Genomic DNA, 17,671 nt, shown 5'->3' with positions numbered 1-17,671 from the left:
TTATCTGTGTTGACGAGCACGAGTGACTCGCGGTGGTTTGTATTTGCCACGAGTCGCTTGAGTGAACGCTTCAAAGCAACATAAGTGTGAACGCAGCATAAGCCAGCTAAACATCCTCATTTAATGTATCGATAGAACAAGGCGACGAGCATGTTACTACGCCATAGCCCATTGACGGCCAACGATTTACGCCAGTGTTTACGGATTGCGACTGGCGCGACCTTAGGTTTTACCCTGTGTAAAATTTTTGGTTGGAGCAATGGAGTCTTTTTCACTGTGACACCTATGCTACTACTCGGATTAGTGCCAGTGATGAATGGTCATGCTATGCGCCAATTATTGGCTTCATCTGCCATGGCTGGGTTAGAGGTTGGGTTACTCGGCGGTTTCTTTGGCAGCCATCCCGGCATGATGACTCCCATCGTTTTCCTATTATTTTTATACCGCTTTGCGGCCATGTCCCGCGGCAGTTTGTTTCTCTTTGGTGCCAACGGTGTGCTGAGTCTCAGTATCATGCTGCACTTTGCAAGCTATCCCGGCGTTGACTTAAACGACTTAGTTTTCAGTAATTTTTGGGCGACAGCACTTTCAGTAGTTATCGCCTACGCTATGACGGCACTCTGGCCCGATGTGGAACCAAGAGTGGCTTACAAACCAGGGCCTAAGGCGTCGCATCGAATGCGCCACGAAGCCTTGCTTGGCGCGACCATAGCGACGGCATCGTTTCTGGTGTTCCAAATATTTGATCTGCGGGATTCGATGTCGGCTCAAGCGACCACTCTTTTACTATTGTTTCCCATGCATTGGAATGGTGCACTCGACTATGCCCGTAAGCGCGCCATAGGCACCCTGTTGGGGGTGTCGTTTGGGATACTCGTGCAGTTGCTGCTCTATGATTGGTCAGGGCTATTGATGTTAGTTGCCCCCTTGTTATGGATCGGACTGATGATTTTTAGCCAAGCCCATGTGCGCGAGGCGAATGGCTCTGGCGTGGGTTTTGGTGCTATGACCACGTTAGGGATTTTGTTTGGGCAGTATTTGACCCCAGGTAACGACTTAATCTTCAGTGCCTTATACCGAGTGAGCAGTATTTTAATCGCTATCGTTGGCACGTTACTTTTATGCTATTTGATACATAAGTTATTGAATCGTTTCGAATCGACGCGATTTGGTTATTGAGCAGGCCATTAAGTCTTGAAGGCTTGCAGCTTAACCTTGTACAGAGTAAGGTAAATTTATCCCGTTTGAATTGAACAATAAGTGACTCTTAATGAATGTTAAGGCTCATTTATTGGCTGTTTTAAAAATGAGCGGCTGATTTTAAAATGGGTTTAGTGTGTGAGCACAAACATAAATAACAATAACCCCTATGCTTTAGAGCTTAATTCTCTTCAAGGATAGAACATGAAGATTAAAACATTAGTCATAGGCTTAATGCTATGTAGCGGCTATGCCGCTGCCGCCGAGCCTTCTGACAAACAATCGATGAACGTTATGCCACAAGCTGCACAGCTATGTGTGTCTTGCCATGGGGCAGCGGGTGAGGGTATTGAACCACTCGGCCCTCGATTAGCGGGATTATCTAAAGAATATATCTCGACACAATTGCAGCATTTCCAAGCGGGCGTTCGCCAAAACGCGACTATGATGCCGATGGCAATGACGCTCCAAGGTGACGGTATTGAGCAAGTGTCGAGCTATTTTTCAGCTAAGCCTGCCAATGACGTCAAGCCTGTTATCCGCGGTGAACAAGTTGTTTTTAATGACGACACCGCCCGTTTAGCCTATCAAGGTGATTGGTCCCGTGGTTTACCAGCCTGCGTGACCTGTCATGGTCCTTCTGCATTAGGTGGCGGCTTATTTCCTCGCTTAGCAGGTCAACAGGCGAGTTATATCAAAACGCAATTATTGGCATGGCAGTCGGGAACACGTAAAGGTGACGTCGATGGCATGATGGGGAGCGTCGCGAATAAGCTCACTGTCGCCGAGATTGATGCGTTAGCCAACTACTTTGCGAATTTAAAATAAGGAGCCGGCCATGAAATATTCCGCAATGTTATTACTGGCCGCGATGGGGTCGTTAACCGTTCAGGCGCAAGCTGAAACAGAGCCAGTACAAGAACGCCCAGATAAGCAAGCTCCGCTGCCTTCTTTCCCTAAGGTAGCAGATCAAACCTATCTTACCCCTAGACCTTTGAGTGCGATTCCCGAAGGCGCCTTTGGTGACAAAGTGCGTTTAGGTTATCAACTGTTTGTGAATACCCAACAGCTGCGTGATAAGTATGTGGGTAATGAGCTTAACTGTACCAATTGCCATATGGATGCAGGCCGTAAAGCCAATGCATCACCCCTTTGGGGCGCGTATTTTGCTTATCCGGCGTATCGTAAAAAAGACAATAAAGTCAGTAGCTTTGAAGAACGCATCCAAGGTTGTTTTAACTATTCGATGAATGGTAAAGCCCCAGCATCAGGTAGCCCTGAGTTAGTGGCGCTTTCTGCCTACGCTTATTGGTTAGGCATGGGCGGCTTGATGGATGAGGCTAATATCAGTGGCCCTGTTCCTGAGATCAGTGATGCTGAGTTAGTCAAAGGTGCCAAGCGGGATGACTTCCCACTACCAGAGGCATTAGCTAAGACGATGACAGTTGAGCAACGTGCTAACTTGCCGGGGCGAGCTTATCCTGAGATCCCAAAACCCGAACAAGCCTATTCACCTGAACGAGGTAAAGCCGTGTATGTCGCCCATTGCCAAACTTGTCATGGTGTTGATGGGCAAGGTCAAGCCATTGCGGGTGTGTATGCACTGCCGCCGCTGTGGGGACCCCAAAGTTATAACTGGGGAGCGGGAATGCACAGGGTCAACACTGCCGCATTTTTCATTTATGAAAACATGCCCTTTGGTAAGAGTATGCAGTTAACTAACCAGCAGGCTTGGGATGTTGCCGCTTACATCAACTCCCACGAGCGTCCGCAGGACCCACGTAGCAAAGGTGATGTGAAGCAAGCGCAGGAAAAATACCACAATGACAGCGATTACTATGGTCTCACTGTTGATGGCAAAGTGTTAGGTACTGAGTCCTATCCGATTTTCCCTAAGAAGTCATAGTTGAGCCGCTTTTATTCAGTGCTCGTTTGATGAAATAAAGCGAGTAAATAAAGCAGAAAAGCCAGTAAGCCTATAGCCTTGCTGGCTTTTTTATTGGTCAATTGTACTGAGTAATCTGTGATTTCAGTTGTTGGGATCATCGCGTTTGCAGGTATCAATGTATAGGTGAGTCATGGCATTCACTCACCGACTCGCAGCCAGTCCATCCTTGGATGCTCGACCGCCCCGTCCATGGGGCGGACGGTCGCCTCGCAAATCACCATGACTCGCCTTTCGAGCATTAGTGTCATCTGTTGATTTAAAGTACACCGAGAATTTAGCCATGGGTGGCTCAGTAAACTATCTTGAGTGGGCAAAATATATCGGGGTGGGTTAACACTTCCTGTGTTTCATAATAAACTGATTTGCAAGTTTTTTAACCAGGTTAAACAAAGGTTTGTTACACCTTGCTGTATTTCTTTATTGATAGAAAATATCAACTGATTTGGAAAGTATTGAACTCTAATTTTTGGTGGATAACTATCTTTTCAGTTATCGTATGTAGCACGTCAAATTTATTAACAAGAGTTGACCTTGAATCCATTCAACCTACCAAAAGAAAGTTTTAACGCTAGACGAGATATACTGCTCTCTAGTTTGGAAAGTGTTATTACAGAGACTTCTAACTATATCTATAATGACTATCCAAACCTCGAAAAGCTTGAGCAAGCTGAGTCATTTTGTACGCATGAGTTAATGGAAGCTCCTACGGCAAGAGTCGATCACTTAGAAAAAGTAAGCATTTTCCCGTGGGTTGAAGCGGTACAGGAGTTGGATAGTTGTTTGACGGTGATCTTTCAGGGCAACTACAAAAATGCTTTTGATTCTTTAAGGAGAGCTTTAGAACTCGTAGTAGCGGGCAGTTTTTTTGTCTTGGATAGTACTGAGTCAGAAAAGGCAAAAAAGTGGATGCATTCGGTTTCAGATAACGGTACACCAAATTTTAAGCGTGCGTTAAGTGCACTAAAAAAGGCAACTCCGCAGTATGACCAAGATAATGACGAGTCATGGACAGACGTTTTATTAGAGCATTATTGGGATATCTGTAATGTCATTCATGTAAACGGCTTGGAAAATAGCTTCAACATCATATCTCCAAGGTTTCGGCATATAAATGGAATGGGCGTCCCGCAATTTGATAAGAAAGCATGTAGCCAGAGTCTTTCTTACTACCTGAAAACAGTTGAATTAATAGCCCTTACGGTTGCATTAAGCAATCCTGTACTTTTAGTAGGTTTTGACATGGAGCGTAAATTTGGCATTAATCCACCAATGTCGGGGTTTTATAGTCCAGTCCAAGCTGAAAATTTAGCCTGCTTGATACCAGATAATTTTCAGAAGCTTATAGCTAGAATAAAAGAAACAGATACAAATATCAGATCAATACAGCATTGGTATGACTCTCTGCCTGATATCACTGAAGAAGAATTAAACGCTCAATTTGAAAGACAGGATGAATTCTTTAAAGAATTCAAAAAGTCATAAAATTAACGTGATTTCAACTTGCCTTCCGTATTCACCGTGTGCGCATCTGTGAACCCTACTGCTATAACGCAGGAATGCGGTTCACTGAGCCAAATAAATACATCCAAATATCATTTAAGTTAGATAACTTGATGAGCACAAACTATTGAACAACAAAACAGGACACCCAATTTTAAAAAATGGAAAAGACACAAATCTCTGGGATTCACAGACAACACTAAAACTACAGAAGTTCACCATCCCCTGCGAAGTTGCCGCGGGGCGTTGGAATAAATTGCGTGAGTCCGGTCATGGATGACCGGCTAGCTTTCGCAGGTGCAGGGACGCATCCTTCGGAAGCGATAGCAATTTGTCCATAAGACCGAGGCCTGTCTCTAATGCATGTAACTTCGCTAGGGGGCGGCAAGGGAGATCCAAGAGGGAATTGCTGTTGATCCCCTCTTGGTCGGGTGTGGGTTGAAGACCCACGACTTTGACTTATCTCGGCCGTAAGGCCGCAATCAATATAGCATTGTGCTAAACAGCACCAATATTAGCCTGAGGGGTGAAGCCCCACGACTTTTTAACTAAAGCATTCAAACGTAGTTTGGAAAGTTTTAAAGTCTCACTTTGGTGCCAATCAATTAAGTTTGAGTTGCAAAAATCTATTATGATCTCCGCGCTATAACAACTTATCTTGCTATAAGGATTACCGTGTCTCAATCATTGGAAGAACCTAAGTTAGAAACTGCACAAATTTGCCCTTTGTGCCAAGGCGCGAATCAATGTGCTGTGATTTTAGGTAAGGGTATTGAGGATTGTTGGTGCGCTCTGCAAACATTTCCACCTTTGGCCGCCTTGCAAGCGCAAGCATCAGATTCGCCGCTAGGGGTCATCAACCATATTTTACCGTCTGCCGATGCGTGTATTTGCCAAGCTTGTTTAATCCAACTTAAGCAGGGGTTAAGTCTGGGGCAGCTTGCAGAGCAGGATGAAAAAAGCCCATCGAGTGTAAGCGATGAGCTAGGGCATGAGGTGAAGTAATGAGCTATCGATTTATGGTGTAATCCAGTTGCACAGTGGTTTGTGCCTCAACGGCTTTACCATTTTCAAACTTGGGTGCGTAACGCCATTTATCTATCATTTTTAGCGTTTCTTTCTCGAAGAGAGCACCACCCTTAGAAGCTAAAATTTCAGGATTTTTGACGAAGCCATTTTCATCGACAGTAAATTTAAGCTGAACCCAGCCACTTTTACCTCGCTGCGCATAGGACATTGGATAGTCTGGTGCGGTACGGAAAATAGGTTGTTGTTCCTGTGCGTCGGCCCAAGGACGCATTTTGCCGATAGCAATACAGTGGGCGGTTGACTCGTCACGTTTTCCTTGGCGCTCATAGAGTTCGACTAAATAAGCGTGGGCACTTAAGGCATAGGGATGGCTAAAGTTAAGGGCTTCAAACTGCTTAACGACTTCTAAAAGCAATGGAATCGCCTTGTCGTCATGCTTTTCTGCATACTCAACGGCACCCACCACATAGGTTGCCTTGACCCTGTCTATGGCGTTCTCTGGTAAAATCTCTTTATAAATATCATAGGCATCGAAGGCATAGCTTCTTACGCTTTTGGTGTATAGCTCTGTATTTGATAAGCGGTTGAAGGCGGCCATTTTTACATCGGCGAGCAGTTTCTTTTTATCGGATTTTTCAGCAATTGCGATAGCAGTAAGCAAATCATTTTTCGCATCTTTGGCTTCAACGGCGGTTTGTGCAGCACCCAGTAAGGGATCGATAAGCTCAAGCGCTTCTTTGCCATAATGAACTTTATAGTTAGCCAGAGCGAGTTGATACAATTCATTCGCCTTAGCCGTTTTTGGCAGATTCTTTTCTGTAAATGGGTAAGGGGCGACTTGCTTTTCTATCGCGCTGGCCCAGTTAATGGCTAGGTTAGCTAAGTCAACGCTGTCTTTGGTATATTGAGCTTCGCCGAGTTGATAAGCGGCTTTTGCGCTTGCTTCAATATTTGCAGCATCGCCTTTTTCTACGGCAGCTTGATAGTCACTATAGGCTTTGGTAAAGCTATTTTCTGAGGCATGCACGCTAAGAGAAGTGCCTAAAGTGAGGGCAAGAAGACAGGCAATTGGCAGCATTTTTCCGTGTGACATTCTATATATCCTTATTATTGATGAATTTAGATGATACATAGGTGTACATTTTGAGGCAAGTTAGTTTGGCTTTTGTTAATGATGCTTGTGGGGAATGCAGATAACTGAGCACTGAGATTGAAAATAAGCGAGCCCAGCTGAAACTGAGTTCGCTTATTTATCAGTGTTTTGTCGTTTTACTCGCCGCAATCACTTAGTAGTGAAAGTCACGGCGAACTGTCCAAGCGCGCCGTATTCAAATTTGCAGACCTGTGCCAATGGCAGATCGAGGACGCCAGCGTAGGAGCCTGTGATCACATATTGCCCTTGAGTTAAGCCAATGCCTTGGGCGGATAAAAAGTTAACTAACCAGTAGAGTCCCGCCTTAGGGAAACCGTTGGGATGAATGGCGGATTTTTGCAGTGTGTCGCTTTGCTGGTGCTCGCCATTGGCAATATCAACGCTGAGTTCAAAATGACTCATTTCTAAACCTTCTTGCGGATTAAGCACAGGCCCTAACCACAGTCCTTGATTGACTAAGCCATCGGCGAGGGCATCAAAATGCGTCGCTTCACTGGGTGTGTGGTAGCGGCTTTTGATCAATTCCAAGGCTAAGCGTGTGTGGCCTAAGGCCTCGTCGATTTCAGCCTCTGTGTAAGGCGTGCTTCTTGGCGGTAAATCGCGAGCAATCTCGAAGGCGAGTTCGGGTTCGACTCGGGCGAGGCCTTTCGTCGATGGATAGAGTGGGCAAGTGGTCGATTGTTGATACACATCATCTTGATAAATAGGCGCTACGACGGTTTTTTCCGCCGTGGGTACTAGGCATTTCCACGCCGCGATAGGATTGTTATCGCTTGCTTTAAATATTTCTGCTACGGCTTGTTGAATAGCGAAGGCCTGTTCGAAGCTGGTTGGCCTTAGTTCTGGGATCAGTACATCGCCGCTCGTGCCTGCTGCGCGGCGCTCGGCTAATTCTTTGGCTGCGATATTAATATGCGTTTTAACTTGTTCGATCGTGGCGGTAGATAACATTAACTTTCCTATTTAAAGCGTTAGCTTAAAAAGAAGTGGCCTAGAGAGTGTGTGGCAGAAGCCATTTTTATGGGCCAAATATACTCGGTTATTGGCAACGCGGGAAATGCCAATGTTGGCTTTCGGGGTAAATCTGCTGCAGTTGAATCAAGAGTGCGGCCAATATTCCAATTATCGTAAGATGCTGAAACTTGCCCCACATAAGTGTCAGCTAAAGTATCCAAGCTAACGCGAATCTTTCCATGATTCGCCGCTAGATATTGTGCTGGCTCAGTGCCAGAATGGCTGTCCATTTTGCGGTTTCTATTGGACTCCTCCGTGAACCTTAGCCATAACGCCCCTCAGGCAAATAATCATGCTCAGCTTGGGCTCCTATTCATCTCAGTTGCGGTTTTATTTTGGGGCATGTTACCTATAGCATTAAAGCTCTCGGCGGCCTTTATCGATCCCGTGACTCTTACTTGGTTTCGTTTTCTGGTCGCGCTTTTAGTCAGTATAGTGATCCAATGGAGCGCAGGTAGTCTTAAGCAATTTGCAGCACTTGATGCCAAAGTTTGGTTAAGGTTAGTGCTTGCTGGCATCTTCTTGATGCTCAATTATGTGTCTTTTGTTTACTCACTCGATTACCTCGCACCGGGCGCCGCCCAACTGAATTTCCAGACTTCGCCCTTTTTCCTCGCGTTTGGTGGTGTGTTGTTTTTTAAGGAACGGCTTAATGCAGTGCAACTCAGCTGTTTTGCAACCTTAGCTTTAGGTATGTTGATGTTTTTCCATCCTAATTTAAATTTTTCTGGGGCTAATAATCATCAGGTTTGGATTGGGGTGATGATCATCCAGTTCTCGGCACTGTCGTGGACTAGCTATGCCTTATTACAAAAATCCTTACTGAATCGTTTGTCGCCCGCGAACGTGCTCTTAGTGATCTATGGCTTAGGTATTTTCGTAATGGCTCCCTTTAGCGACTTTAGTCAGTTTGTCAGTATGGACAGCTTCGATTGGCAGATAGCACTGTTTTGCGCCGCCAATACCTTGATCGCCTATGGCTGTTTTGGCCAGTCGATGAAGTACTGGCCGACGGCGCAGGTCAGTGCCATGTTGGCCCTAACGCCAGTATTTAGCTTTAGTGCCACGGCGTTAGTGGTGAGCCTTGGCTGGTGGCCAGAAGTATTCCGCGCTGATGAATTAGATGGTTTATCTCTGCTGGGGATTGGCGTGATTATTGTCTCTGTGATGGTGGTGCAATTGCTGCCTATGTACCGTAATCGTCAGGCGAAGCGTTTGCAGGCTGTCTAACGCATACATTTTATCCATGGGAAAGGCCAGTGATCACTAGACTCAGCGAGTTAAAACTTCAGGATATCCGTGGCGTCATCTTCGATCTCGACGGCACCTTAGCGCATTCTAATCCCGATTTTGCTGGGCTGCGGCGTGAGTTGGGGATTCATTCTGGTACAGATATCTTGGCCCATGTCGAGAGTCTTAGTACTGATGAAGAACGGGCTCAGGCGCTGGAAATCGTCCATGAGTACGAAAGACAAAGTTCACTCAAGGCCAGTTGGATTGATGGCGCGAGGGAGCTTATCGAATGCCTACGGGCCAAGTCACTGCCCTTGGCTATTTTGACTCGCAATATGCCAGAAGCGGCGCAAATCACTATCGATAAACTCGGCATAGATATCGCACTAGTATTAACGCGCTATGATGCGCAGCCTAAACCGCATCCCGAAGGTATTCATCTTATTTGCCAGCAGTGGCAACTCGCGCCCGCAGAGATCTTGTATGTGGGCGATTATCTGTTTGATCTGCAAACTGCGCGCAATGCTGGTAGTCACTGTGCCCTCTATTGTCCTGAAATTATTCCCGATTATGCCCAAGCGGCTGATTTACTGGTCTCTTGCTACCACAGCCTGATTAAAGCATGGCCTAAATAATTTATTCCTATGCGGTTAACCTGTTTAGCCGCCTATATCTCAATTAATTCAAGTGACTATTTAGGTAATTGCTTACAAAGGTCATCAAATAGTGCAAAACTTTCGGTTAGCACCGTTTGTAATTGATCTTCGTTATAGCACCATGGGGAGTTTGGTACATTCCAGTCTTTGTCCCAGTCAATCTCTTCACCTCGCGCTAATCGCTCCGCCACGGCAATATCTTGATAAGAACCGCCACCGATGCGCTTATCTTCACGCCATAGGTTGAAACGAAAGCGAACCCACTGCCGCATCTCCATCATAAGTGTCATATGCGGGTAGGCGAATTTTTTCGCATTTAGCATGTAATATCCCCCCTCACTTTTGTAAAAGCGGATCGGGTAAGGGAACTGGGCAACCAATATTTGTTGACGCTCCGTCGGCACCTTAGGATTAAAATCGCCAGGGAGCTTAGGAAAGCGCGCTAACATGGAGGCATAGCGCTCGGCAAAATTAACCTCACGGGCAATGGTAATCACGGGTTGTGACACTTCACTTAGGATAAAATTGTGTTGTTGCTCAGTTAACATATCGTCATCCATCTTGACTGTTTATGGTGTTATTTTCATGGTAGCTAAAGGTTAATATCCAATTTTTCAATTGATTAAAAATGTTAGGTCAATATCAAAATCGCTTTTGTCGCTACGGCCTCGCTAAGAGTCAGAAGGTATTTAGCGGTTACTTTGTGTATCCAGCTTATCTTGCTTAAGCCCAAGCCGAATACTGTCGAGTAATGCCACTAACCAGCAGAGGATAAAGCCGTAGAGCAGTTCATTGGCATTGGCAATTGTGGTCTGGGTTTGTTGGGTGATTTCGGCAGAAATTACGCCGATATCTAGCGGTAAGATGCCGTTTTGAATATCTAAGGCGATGACTTGCGCCACTTGATAGATTTGCGATAGCAACAGCACAAGACTCACGACCGCTAAGCTAAAAAATACCAGTGCCGAGCGTTTATGTTTTAGGTAAAAATGGCCGCTGCCGGGGGCGACAAAGGCGGATAACAGGCCGGCGTTAAAGGCTTTTTTCATCGAAATACACTAGGTGCGTTGCTAAAGACTAAGTCGACACTAATAGACATGTTGGCTTAACTGCAAGTTAATTTGCCATTGCGACTAACATTCCAATAAAGCCCGCAAACAGAGTGCAACCAACAAGTACCATGATTAATAACGTTTTATCTTTGTGGCATGACTTAGCGAGTTCGGGCAGTGCCGAGGTAAATGGGGAAGTGATCAGTGCTAAAAAATCCATTTTATATCCTTAAGCTAGGCATTCTTGTACTGACTATATCAGCTTGAAATATCAACTGGCCAGCGTGCTTTGAGCTAGTGCGATGTTAAGCCAACAAAAAAGGAGCCTAGGCTCCTTTTTAGTCTCTCGCTTAAGCTAGATTAGTCTTCACGTGGTTTACGTGGCTTACGCTCACCGGCAGGTTTGTCTGCACGAGGTTTGCGGTCAGCAAATGGCTTGTCACCCGTAGACGCAGCACGAGGCTTACGATCACCCGCTGGGCGGTCACCTGTTGGACGATCGCCACGTGGTTTACGGTCACCGGCAGGACGGTCTGAACGAGCACTGCGGCCTGAATCAACAAATACTTGATCGCCAGCTTCGCGGATGTTCAATGGCTTGCCACAAACACGTACTTTACGTAGGTGCTGTAACACGTCTTTTGGCATGCCGTCTGGCAGGTCAACAGTGGTCACTGCATCGTAAAGTTGGATTGCGCCAATGTAACGGCTGTCGATGTTAGCTTCGTTTGCGATAGCGCCAACGATGTTACCCACACCTACACCATTCTCACGACCTACGTCGATCACGTAACGGCACATTTTCAAATCTGGGTTGTCTTTCAACGCTTCAGCTGAGCCTAAGCTGGCTGGCATTGGACGCGGTTCGCGGCTTCTGCGTTCGCCACGCTCACCACCACGGTCATTACGATCACTTCCGCGGTCGCTACGTTCAGTGCGCTCACTGCGTTCATCACGAACACGTTCTTGAATGGCTGGCAATTGCAAAGGACGTTCTTGTTGAACTTGCTGTAACAATGCTGCGGCTAGCAGATCGGTATCGACTTCTAACTGTTGGCATAATTGAGCAACAGCTTCTTTCATGAAATCTAAATCGCCGTTGATTGTTTCAGCCAATTGCTCACCTAAGCGAGACAGACGACGTTCTGCAACTGTCTCTGGGCTTGGGATTTTCATTGGTGAAATGCGGCTGTTCGTTGAACGTTCGATAGTGCGCAGCATGCGCATTTCACGGCTCGTTACAAACAGGATCGCCATACCAGTACGGCCAGCACGGCCTGTACGGCCAATACGGTGTACATAAGCTTCGGCATCATACGGAATATCGTAGTTCACAACGTGACCGATACGCTCAACGTCAAGACCACGGGCCGCAACGTCAGTCGCGATCAGAATGTCTAACTTGCCACGTTTCAGCTGGTCAACTGCGCGCTCACGGGCTTGCTGGTTCATGTCACCGTGTAGCGGTGATGAAGCATAACCACGGGCTTCTAACTTCTCGGCTAACTCAACACATGAGTTACGAGTACGCACGAATATGATCACACCTTCAGTGTTTTCAACTTCTAATACACGTACTAAGGCTTCAAGTTTGTTGTGTTGTGATACTTGTACGAAACGCTGTTCGATTGACTCAACTGTCGTTTGGCTTGATTCGATACGAACATGTACAGGATTACGTAAGTGCTGGTTAGCAACACGCTTAATTTGCTCTGGCATAGTGGCAGAGAATAACGCCAGTTGGCGCTCGCTTGGCGTGTGCTCAAGGATCCATTCGATATCATCGATGAAGCCCATTTTTAACATTTCATCGGCTTCATCGAGCACTAAGGCTTGTAATGAATCGAGTTTCAAGGTGCCGCGACGCATATGGTCCATAACACGACCTGGCGTACCAACGATAACTTGTGGGCCACGTTTCAGGGCATTCAACTGTTGTTGCATGCTTTGGCCGCCATAAATAGGAAGAACGTGGAAATTCTTCATAAATTTGGCATAGCTACTGAACGCTTCAGCAACCTGCACGGCTAATTCACGTGTTGGTGCTAATACTAAAATTTGCGGTGTCGTTTGGCTGGTAACTTTGTTTAATAGTGGTAACGCGAAGGCGCCAGTTTTACCTGTACCTGTTTGCGCTTGACCTAAAATATCTTTGCCAGCCATAAGTGGATCAATACTGGCTGATTGGATTGGCGTTGGTTTTTCATAACCTAGCTCGTCAAGAGCACGCAACAAATTCTCGGATAGGCCGAGTTCACGGAAAGTTCTTTCATCGGATGACATTGGGTTGTAGCCTTGTGGATGCGCGCGCGAAATGGCGCTAAAGTTTCACAGACAGAAAATCAACCCCGTGTCGATTTCCCGCGAACGACGGATTATAGCAGCATGGCGGCCACTTTACCAATCAGAGTCACGCTATTTAACCTGTTTTCTGCATTTTTTTCGCTAAAACTGAGCAAGAAACGCGCCACTTCCCATTAATTCTTTAAATATTCAACATTTAATTGAAGTAACTCGAATGCTGACTCTGTCACTGCCGCAAGAAAAGTGATGTCGATTGTCGCGACGGTATCCTCTGGTGTGTGATATTGGGGATGGGTCGGCACACCAAAATACAGCCAAGGGATATTCGCTTTGTGGAAGGGGTAATGATCCGACGCCCGCAGCCAATCGGTACTTTGTATGCTTCGACCAACGGGTTTAGGGTGCGTGAGTTTAATGCAAAGTCGGTTCTGCTGATTCAGTAGGGGTTTAAATTGATTGAACTGAGTGAAGTTTCGACTGCCTTCGAGGTAAATCGCATAGGGCCTGCCGGGGTGACTCACCATATCTAAATTCAACATCAGCTCAAAAGTCGCTTCTGGCAGGCGGGTTTTGAGTTGTTCAACCAAGGCGATACTGCCATAGAGCCCAGGTTCTTCGGCATCGGTTGCCACAAACATCAGGTTCACCTTAGGCAAGGTATTGGGTTGTAGGGCAAATTGCTGTTGCCAATGTTTGGCAATGGCGAGCATAGCGGCGACGCCCGAGGCGTTATCATCGGCGCCGTGGTAAATCTTACTGCCGCTCATGCCTAAGTGATCATAGTGGGCGACGATAATGCGCCATCGATTCGTCGGTTCTGCCGCCATCGCGGTGGCGACCACGTTGGCGCCGTTTTCTTGGGTGAAGAAGGTTTGATATTCAAAGGGCACGATAAAGTCCGCTCCCCAAGGCTGTAAACCTAGCCCCTGAAATTGCTGCTTTATATAGTCACGACTTTTTGCCGCACCTTGGGTTTGGGTTTTGCGGCCTTCAAATTCATCCGAACTTAATACTGTGACTGTCGCTTGTAACTCTGTGGGCTCGGCCCAAGTGAGTTTTAGCTCTGTGCGTGCACAGGTTTCGGCTGAGTTAGCGCAGCCAGTGAGGGTCGTTGTAACAACGCAGGCCAGTGCTAATAAGCCAAGTCTTTGGGATTGATGTCTTATAAGGTGCGTGATCTTGAACTTGGCGAGCAGCTGACCGATACGACTGTGGTTGAATAGAGTCGATGCGCTTAGGTTTATGTCGCTTAGATTTTTACTTAAAAGTGATTGATACTGCCTCGGTAACATAAGGTGAGTCACTGGGGACTGAGTGCTATCACGCATGGACATTCCTTATCGCTGAAGCCTTCGCCAGAAGATGAATATCATCTTTGCCTAAATCCGATTCTAATTCAATGAGATCTATATGTATGCGATAGCTTAAGCATATTGGATTGCTGAGCGAAAAAAAGCGCAGTGCTTAGGGCGACTGCGCTTTTATTATTCAGACCGCGGCATGAACCGAATGTTAAGCCTTAGCTTTATTGGCCTTTGCCAGCTCGATATCCCGTTTTAACAGTGGCTTTAAGAAGCGTGCCGTGTGGGAGGTTGGATGCTCGGCGACTTCTTCCGGCGTGCCTGTGGCTAAAATCATACCGCCACCACCGCCACCTTCTGGGCCTAAGTCGATAATCCAGTCTGCGGTTTTGATCACATCCAGATTATGCTCAATCACCACAATCGTGTTGCCGTGGGATTTGAGACGATGCAATACGTCGAGCAGCAATTGAATATCGGCAAAATGTAAGCCCGTGGTCGGTTCATCCAAGATATACAAGGTTTGGCCCGTGTCACGCTTAGACAACTCTTTGGCAAGTTTCACCCTTTGGGCTTCGCCACCCGAAAGTGTGGTCGCACTTTGGCCGAGACGCACATAGGACAAACCCACATCCATCAAGGTTTGTAGCTTACGGGCAATGGCAGGTACGGCATCGAAGAACTGACGCGCATCTTCCACTGTCATCTGTAGTACTTCGTGAATATTCTTGCCTTTATAGCGTACTTCTAAGGTTTCGCGGTTATAGCGCTTACCTTTACAGGAATCGCAGGGTACATACACATCGGGTAGGAAGTGCATTTCGACCTTGATCAAGCCATCGCCTTGGCAAGCCTCACAGCGTCCACCTTTTACGTTAAAGGAGAAACGGCCGACCTGGTAACCGCGAGTCCTCGACTCTTGGGTTCCGGCAAAAATCTCGCGAATTGGGGTGAAGATGCCTGTATAAGTGGCCGGATTTGAACGCGGTGTGCGGCCAATCGGGCTTTGGTCGATATCGACCACTTTGTCGCACAGTTCCATCCCTTCGATACGGTCATAGGGTGATGGCTCATCCACAGTCGCTCCGTTGAGCATTCTATGGGCGATCTTGAAGAAGGTATCGTTGATTAAGGTTGATTTACCCGAACCTGATACGCCCGTCACACAAGTGAATAGGCCAATAGGAATGGTTAAATCCACATTACGCAAGTTGTTACCGCGAGCGCCAAACAACTCAATCACTTGAGTTTTGTCGAACGGAATGCGCGGTGTATCGATATGAATGCAGCGCTTACCAGAAATATATTGGCCGGTGACCGATTCTTCACAGGCGATGATCTTCTCAATCGGACCGTCACAAATGACTTCGCCGCCGTGTACACCTGCGCCAGGGCCGATATCGATCACGTGATCCGCCATGCGGATCGCATCTTCGTCATGCTCAACCACAATCACAGTGTTGCCCAAATCCCGCAGGTGGATCAGGGTTTGCAGCAGACGTTCGTTATCCCTTTGATGCAGACCAATTGAGGGTTCGTCGAGCACATACATCACGCCGACGAGCCCTGCACCGATTTGGCTGGCGAGTCGAATACGTTGGGCTTCACCGCCCGAGAGGGTTTCTGCCGAGCGCGATAGGCTCAAATAATTGAGACCCACGTTGACGAGGAAGCCTAAGCGATCGCGGATTTCCTTTAAAATCTTCTCGGCAATCTGCGCCTTTTGGCCACTAAACTCGACTTTCTCGAAGTAGTCCAAGGCTTCGCCAATCGACCAAGTGGTGAGTTGTGGCAGGTTGATATCACCTAAAAACACGTTACGGGCTTCTTCGCGCAGACGCGAACCACCACAGCTTTGACAAGCTTGGGTATTGATAAACTTGGCTAATTCGTCACGTACCGAGTTACTTTCGGTTTCGCGATAGCGCCTGTCCATGTTGTTTAGAATGCCTTCGAAGGGGTGATTACGCACCACCACATCACCGCGGTCATTAATGTATTTAAAGGCAATACTTTCTTTACCTGAGCCGTAAAGTACGATTTTGCGGACTTTTTCGCTAAGCTGCTCGTAGGGCACTTCGACATCGAACTTATAGTGTTCGGCGAGTGAGCTAAGCATTTGGAAATAGTAGAAGTTGCGTCTATCCCAGCCGCGAATCGCACCGCCCGCCAGTGAAAGTTCGGTATTGGTGATCACACGCTCAGGATCGAAAAATTGTTGTACCCCTAAACCATCACAGGTTTGGCACGCGCCGGCTGGATTGTTAAAGGAGAAGATCCTTGGTTCTAATTCCGCCATCGAATAACCGCAATGCGGGCAGGCGAAGTTGGCCGAGAAGATCAGTTCTTCGCCTTTGGATTTACCAGTACCCGTGTCGTCTTCCATGCTGGCAACGGTCGCGATGCCGCCAGAGAGTTCCAGCGCGGTTTCAAAGGATTCCGCTAAGCGTTGCTTGATATCGTCACGCACTTTAAAACGGTCTACGACCACTTCAATCGTGTGTTTAACGTGTAAGTCTAAGGTTGGCGGATCGGTTAAGTCACACACTTCACCGTCGATACGCGCGCGGATATAACCCTGCGCCGATAGACCTTCGAGCAATTTAACGTGTTCACCCTTACGGGCGTTGACCACAGGTGCAAGCAGCATCAAGCGGCTGTCTTGGGGCATTTCCAACACTTTATCGACCATCTGGCTGACGGTTTGTGCCGCCAAGGGTTGATTGTGTGTCGGACAACGCGGCTCACCCACACGGGCAAACATCAAGCGCAGGTAATCATAAATTTCGGTAATCGTGCCCACGGTTGAACGTGGGTTATGGGAGGTGGATTTTTGCTCTATGGATATCGCCGGGCTTAAGCCTTCGATATGGTCCACATCGGGCTTTTCCATTAAACTCAAAAATTGACGAGCATAGGCAGATAGGGACTCGACATAACGTCGCTGGCCCTCGGCATATAAAGTATCGAAAGCGAGGGAGGATTTGCCAGATCCCGATAAGCCCGTGATGACAATCAGTTTATCCCTTGGGATAGTCAGGTTGATATTCTTGAGATTGTGGGTGCGTGCGCCGCGTATTTCAATCTTATCCATCTATCGCTCTAATGCCATATGCTTAAAAAAATGAGCACAAGTATCGCACAGTTCCGCCGCTGAGTTTAGTTGATTCTGTGATCTGCACCAATCCTAGGGCTGGCACTGGCTTTAAGTCGACCTGCTTCGCGGGATGTTGTGGATGGAATGGATTAACTAAGATTAATACTGTTGTTGCGCACTGACT

General features: G+C 47.0%; 15 protein-coding genes. 7 read left to right on the top strand and 8 right to left on the bottom strand.

Translation table 11 applies throughout. From position 1 onward, the window contains the following. The first annotated feature begins 150 nt into the window (after positions 1-150). The 5 genes from HGO26_RS12980 (at position 151) to HGO26_RS12960 (ending at position 5,653) form a co-directional block, all read left to right on the top strand. Positions 151-1,179, top strand: a complete 1,029-nt coding sequence (locus tag HGO26_RS12980) for a DUF2955 domain-containing protein (protein WP_168825625.1) — start codon at positions 151-153, stop codon at positions 1,177-1,179. A gap of 225 nt (positions 1,180-1,404) precedes the next feature. Continuing rightward, positions 1,405-2,028, top strand: coding sequence for a c-type cytochrome (locus tag HGO26_RS12975; protein WP_168825623.1), 624 nt, complete (start codon positions 1,405-1,407; stop codon positions 2,026-2,028). Between the two features lie 10 nt (positions 2,029-2,038). Continuing rightward, the gene (locus HGO26_RS12970; RefSeq protein ID WP_168825621.1) at positions 2,039-3,106 is read left to right on the top strand and encodes a c-type cytochrome; all 1,068 of its coding nucleotides are present in this window, start codon (positions 2,039-2,041) and stop codon (positions 3,104-3,106) included. 573 nt (positions 3,107-3,679) lie between these two features. Beyond that, a complete protein-coding gene (locus HGO26_RS12965; RefSeq protein ID WP_168825619.1) occupies positions 3,680-4,630 on the top strand; it encodes a hypothetical protein in 951 nt (316 codons plus the stop codon). 693 nt (positions 4,631-5,323) lie between these two features. Further along, positions 5,324-5,653, top strand: coding sequence for a cysteine-rich CWC family protein (locus tag HGO26_RS12960; RefSeq protein ID WP_168825617.1), 330 nt, complete (start codon positions 5,324-5,326; stop codon positions 5,651-5,653). Positions 5,654-5,657: 4 nt separating this feature from the next. Here HGO26_RS12960 and HGO26_RS12955 read toward each other — a convergent pair whose 3' ends face one another. Together HGO26_RS12955 and HGO26_RS12950 are read right to left on the bottom strand one after the other, a co-directional pair. Beyond that, positions 5,658-6,770, bottom strand: coding sequence for an energy transducer TonB (locus HGO26_RS12955; protein ID WP_168825615.1), 1,113 nt, complete (start codon positions 6,768-6,770; stop codon positions 5,658-5,660). A 189-nt stretch (positions 6,771-6,959) separates the two neighbouring features. Continuing rightward, positions 6,960-7,781: a hydratase gene (locus HGO26_RS12950; protein ID WP_168825613.1), complete on the bottom strand. Its 822-nt coding sequence runs from the start codon at positions 7,779-7,781 to the stop codon at positions 6,960-6,962. A gap of 318 nt (positions 7,782-8,099) precedes the next feature. On the opposite strand from HGO26_RS12950, the gene HGO26_RS12945 reads away from it, so the two are divergent. Further along, positions 8,100-9,074 carry a DMT family transporter gene (locus HGO26_RS12945; protein WP_168825611.1) on the top strand — a complete coding sequence of 325 codons (975 nt, stop codon included), beginning with the start codon at positions 8,100-8,102 and terminating at the stop codon, positions 9,072-9,074. A gap of 29 nt (positions 9,075-9,103) precedes the next feature. After that, on the top strand, positions 9,104-9,712 hold the full coding sequence (locus HGO26_RS12940) for an HAD-IA family hydrolase (protein WP_168825609.1): 609 nt from the start codon (positions 9,104-9,106) through the stop codon (positions 9,710-9,712). 56 nt (positions 9,713-9,768) lie between these two features. On the opposite strand, the gene HGO26_RS12935 is transcribed toward HGO26_RS12940, so the two are convergent. The 6 genes from HGO26_RS12935 to uvrA all read right to left on the bottom strand — a co-directional run bounded on the left by HGO26_RS12935 (position 9,769) and on the right by uvrA (position 17,484). After that, on the bottom strand, positions 9,769-10,281 hold the full coding sequence (locus HGO26_RS12935) for a hypothetical protein (protein WP_168825607.1): 513 nt from the start codon (positions 10,279-10,281) through the stop codon (positions 9,769-9,771). 141 nt (positions 10,282-10,422) lie between these two features. Next, positions 10,423-10,782 (bottom strand): hypothetical protein, encoded by a 360-nt coding sequence (locus HGO26_RS12930; protein WP_168825605.1) that lies wholly within the window; start codon positions 10,780-10,782, stop codon positions 10,423-10,425. Positions 10,783-10,849: 67 nt separating this feature from the next. Beyond that, entirely contained in the window at positions 10,850-11,005 is a 156-nt protein-coding gene (locus tag HGO26_RS12925; protein WP_168825603.1) for a hypothetical protein, read from the bottom strand. A gap of 140 nt (positions 11,006-11,145) precedes the next feature. Further along, positions 11,146-13,068, bottom strand: a complete 1,923-nt coding sequence (locus HGO26_RS12920; RefSeq protein ID WP_011847889.1) for a DEAD/DEAH box helicase — start codon at positions 13,066-13,068, stop codon at positions 11,146-11,148. Positions 13,069-13,262: 194 nt separating this feature from the next. Continuing rightward, on the bottom strand, positions 13,263-14,417 hold the full coding sequence (locus HGO26_RS12915) for a M28 family peptidase (protein WP_168825601.1): 1,155 nt from the start codon (positions 14,415-14,417) through the stop codon (positions 13,263-13,265). 184 nt (positions 14,418-14,601) lie between these two features. Beyond that, positions 14,602-17,484 carry an excinuclease ABC subunit UvrA gene (gene uvrA / locus HGO26_RS12910; RefSeq protein WP_113940035.1) on the bottom strand — a complete coding sequence of 961 codons (2,883 nt, stop codon included), beginning with the start codon at positions 17,482-17,484 and terminating at the stop codon, positions 14,602-14,604. Positions 17,485-17,671: the final 187 nt, after the last annotated feature.

The sequence above is a fragment of the Shewanella oncorhynchi genome (assembly GCF_012584455.1).
Lineage (GTDB): Bacteria > Pseudomonadota > Gammaproteobacteria > Enterobacterales > Shewanellaceae > Shewanella > Shewanella oncorhynchi.
The sequence above is the reverse complement of the archived record's forward strand: the minus strand, read 5'-3'. Positions and strand labels throughout refer to the sequence as shown.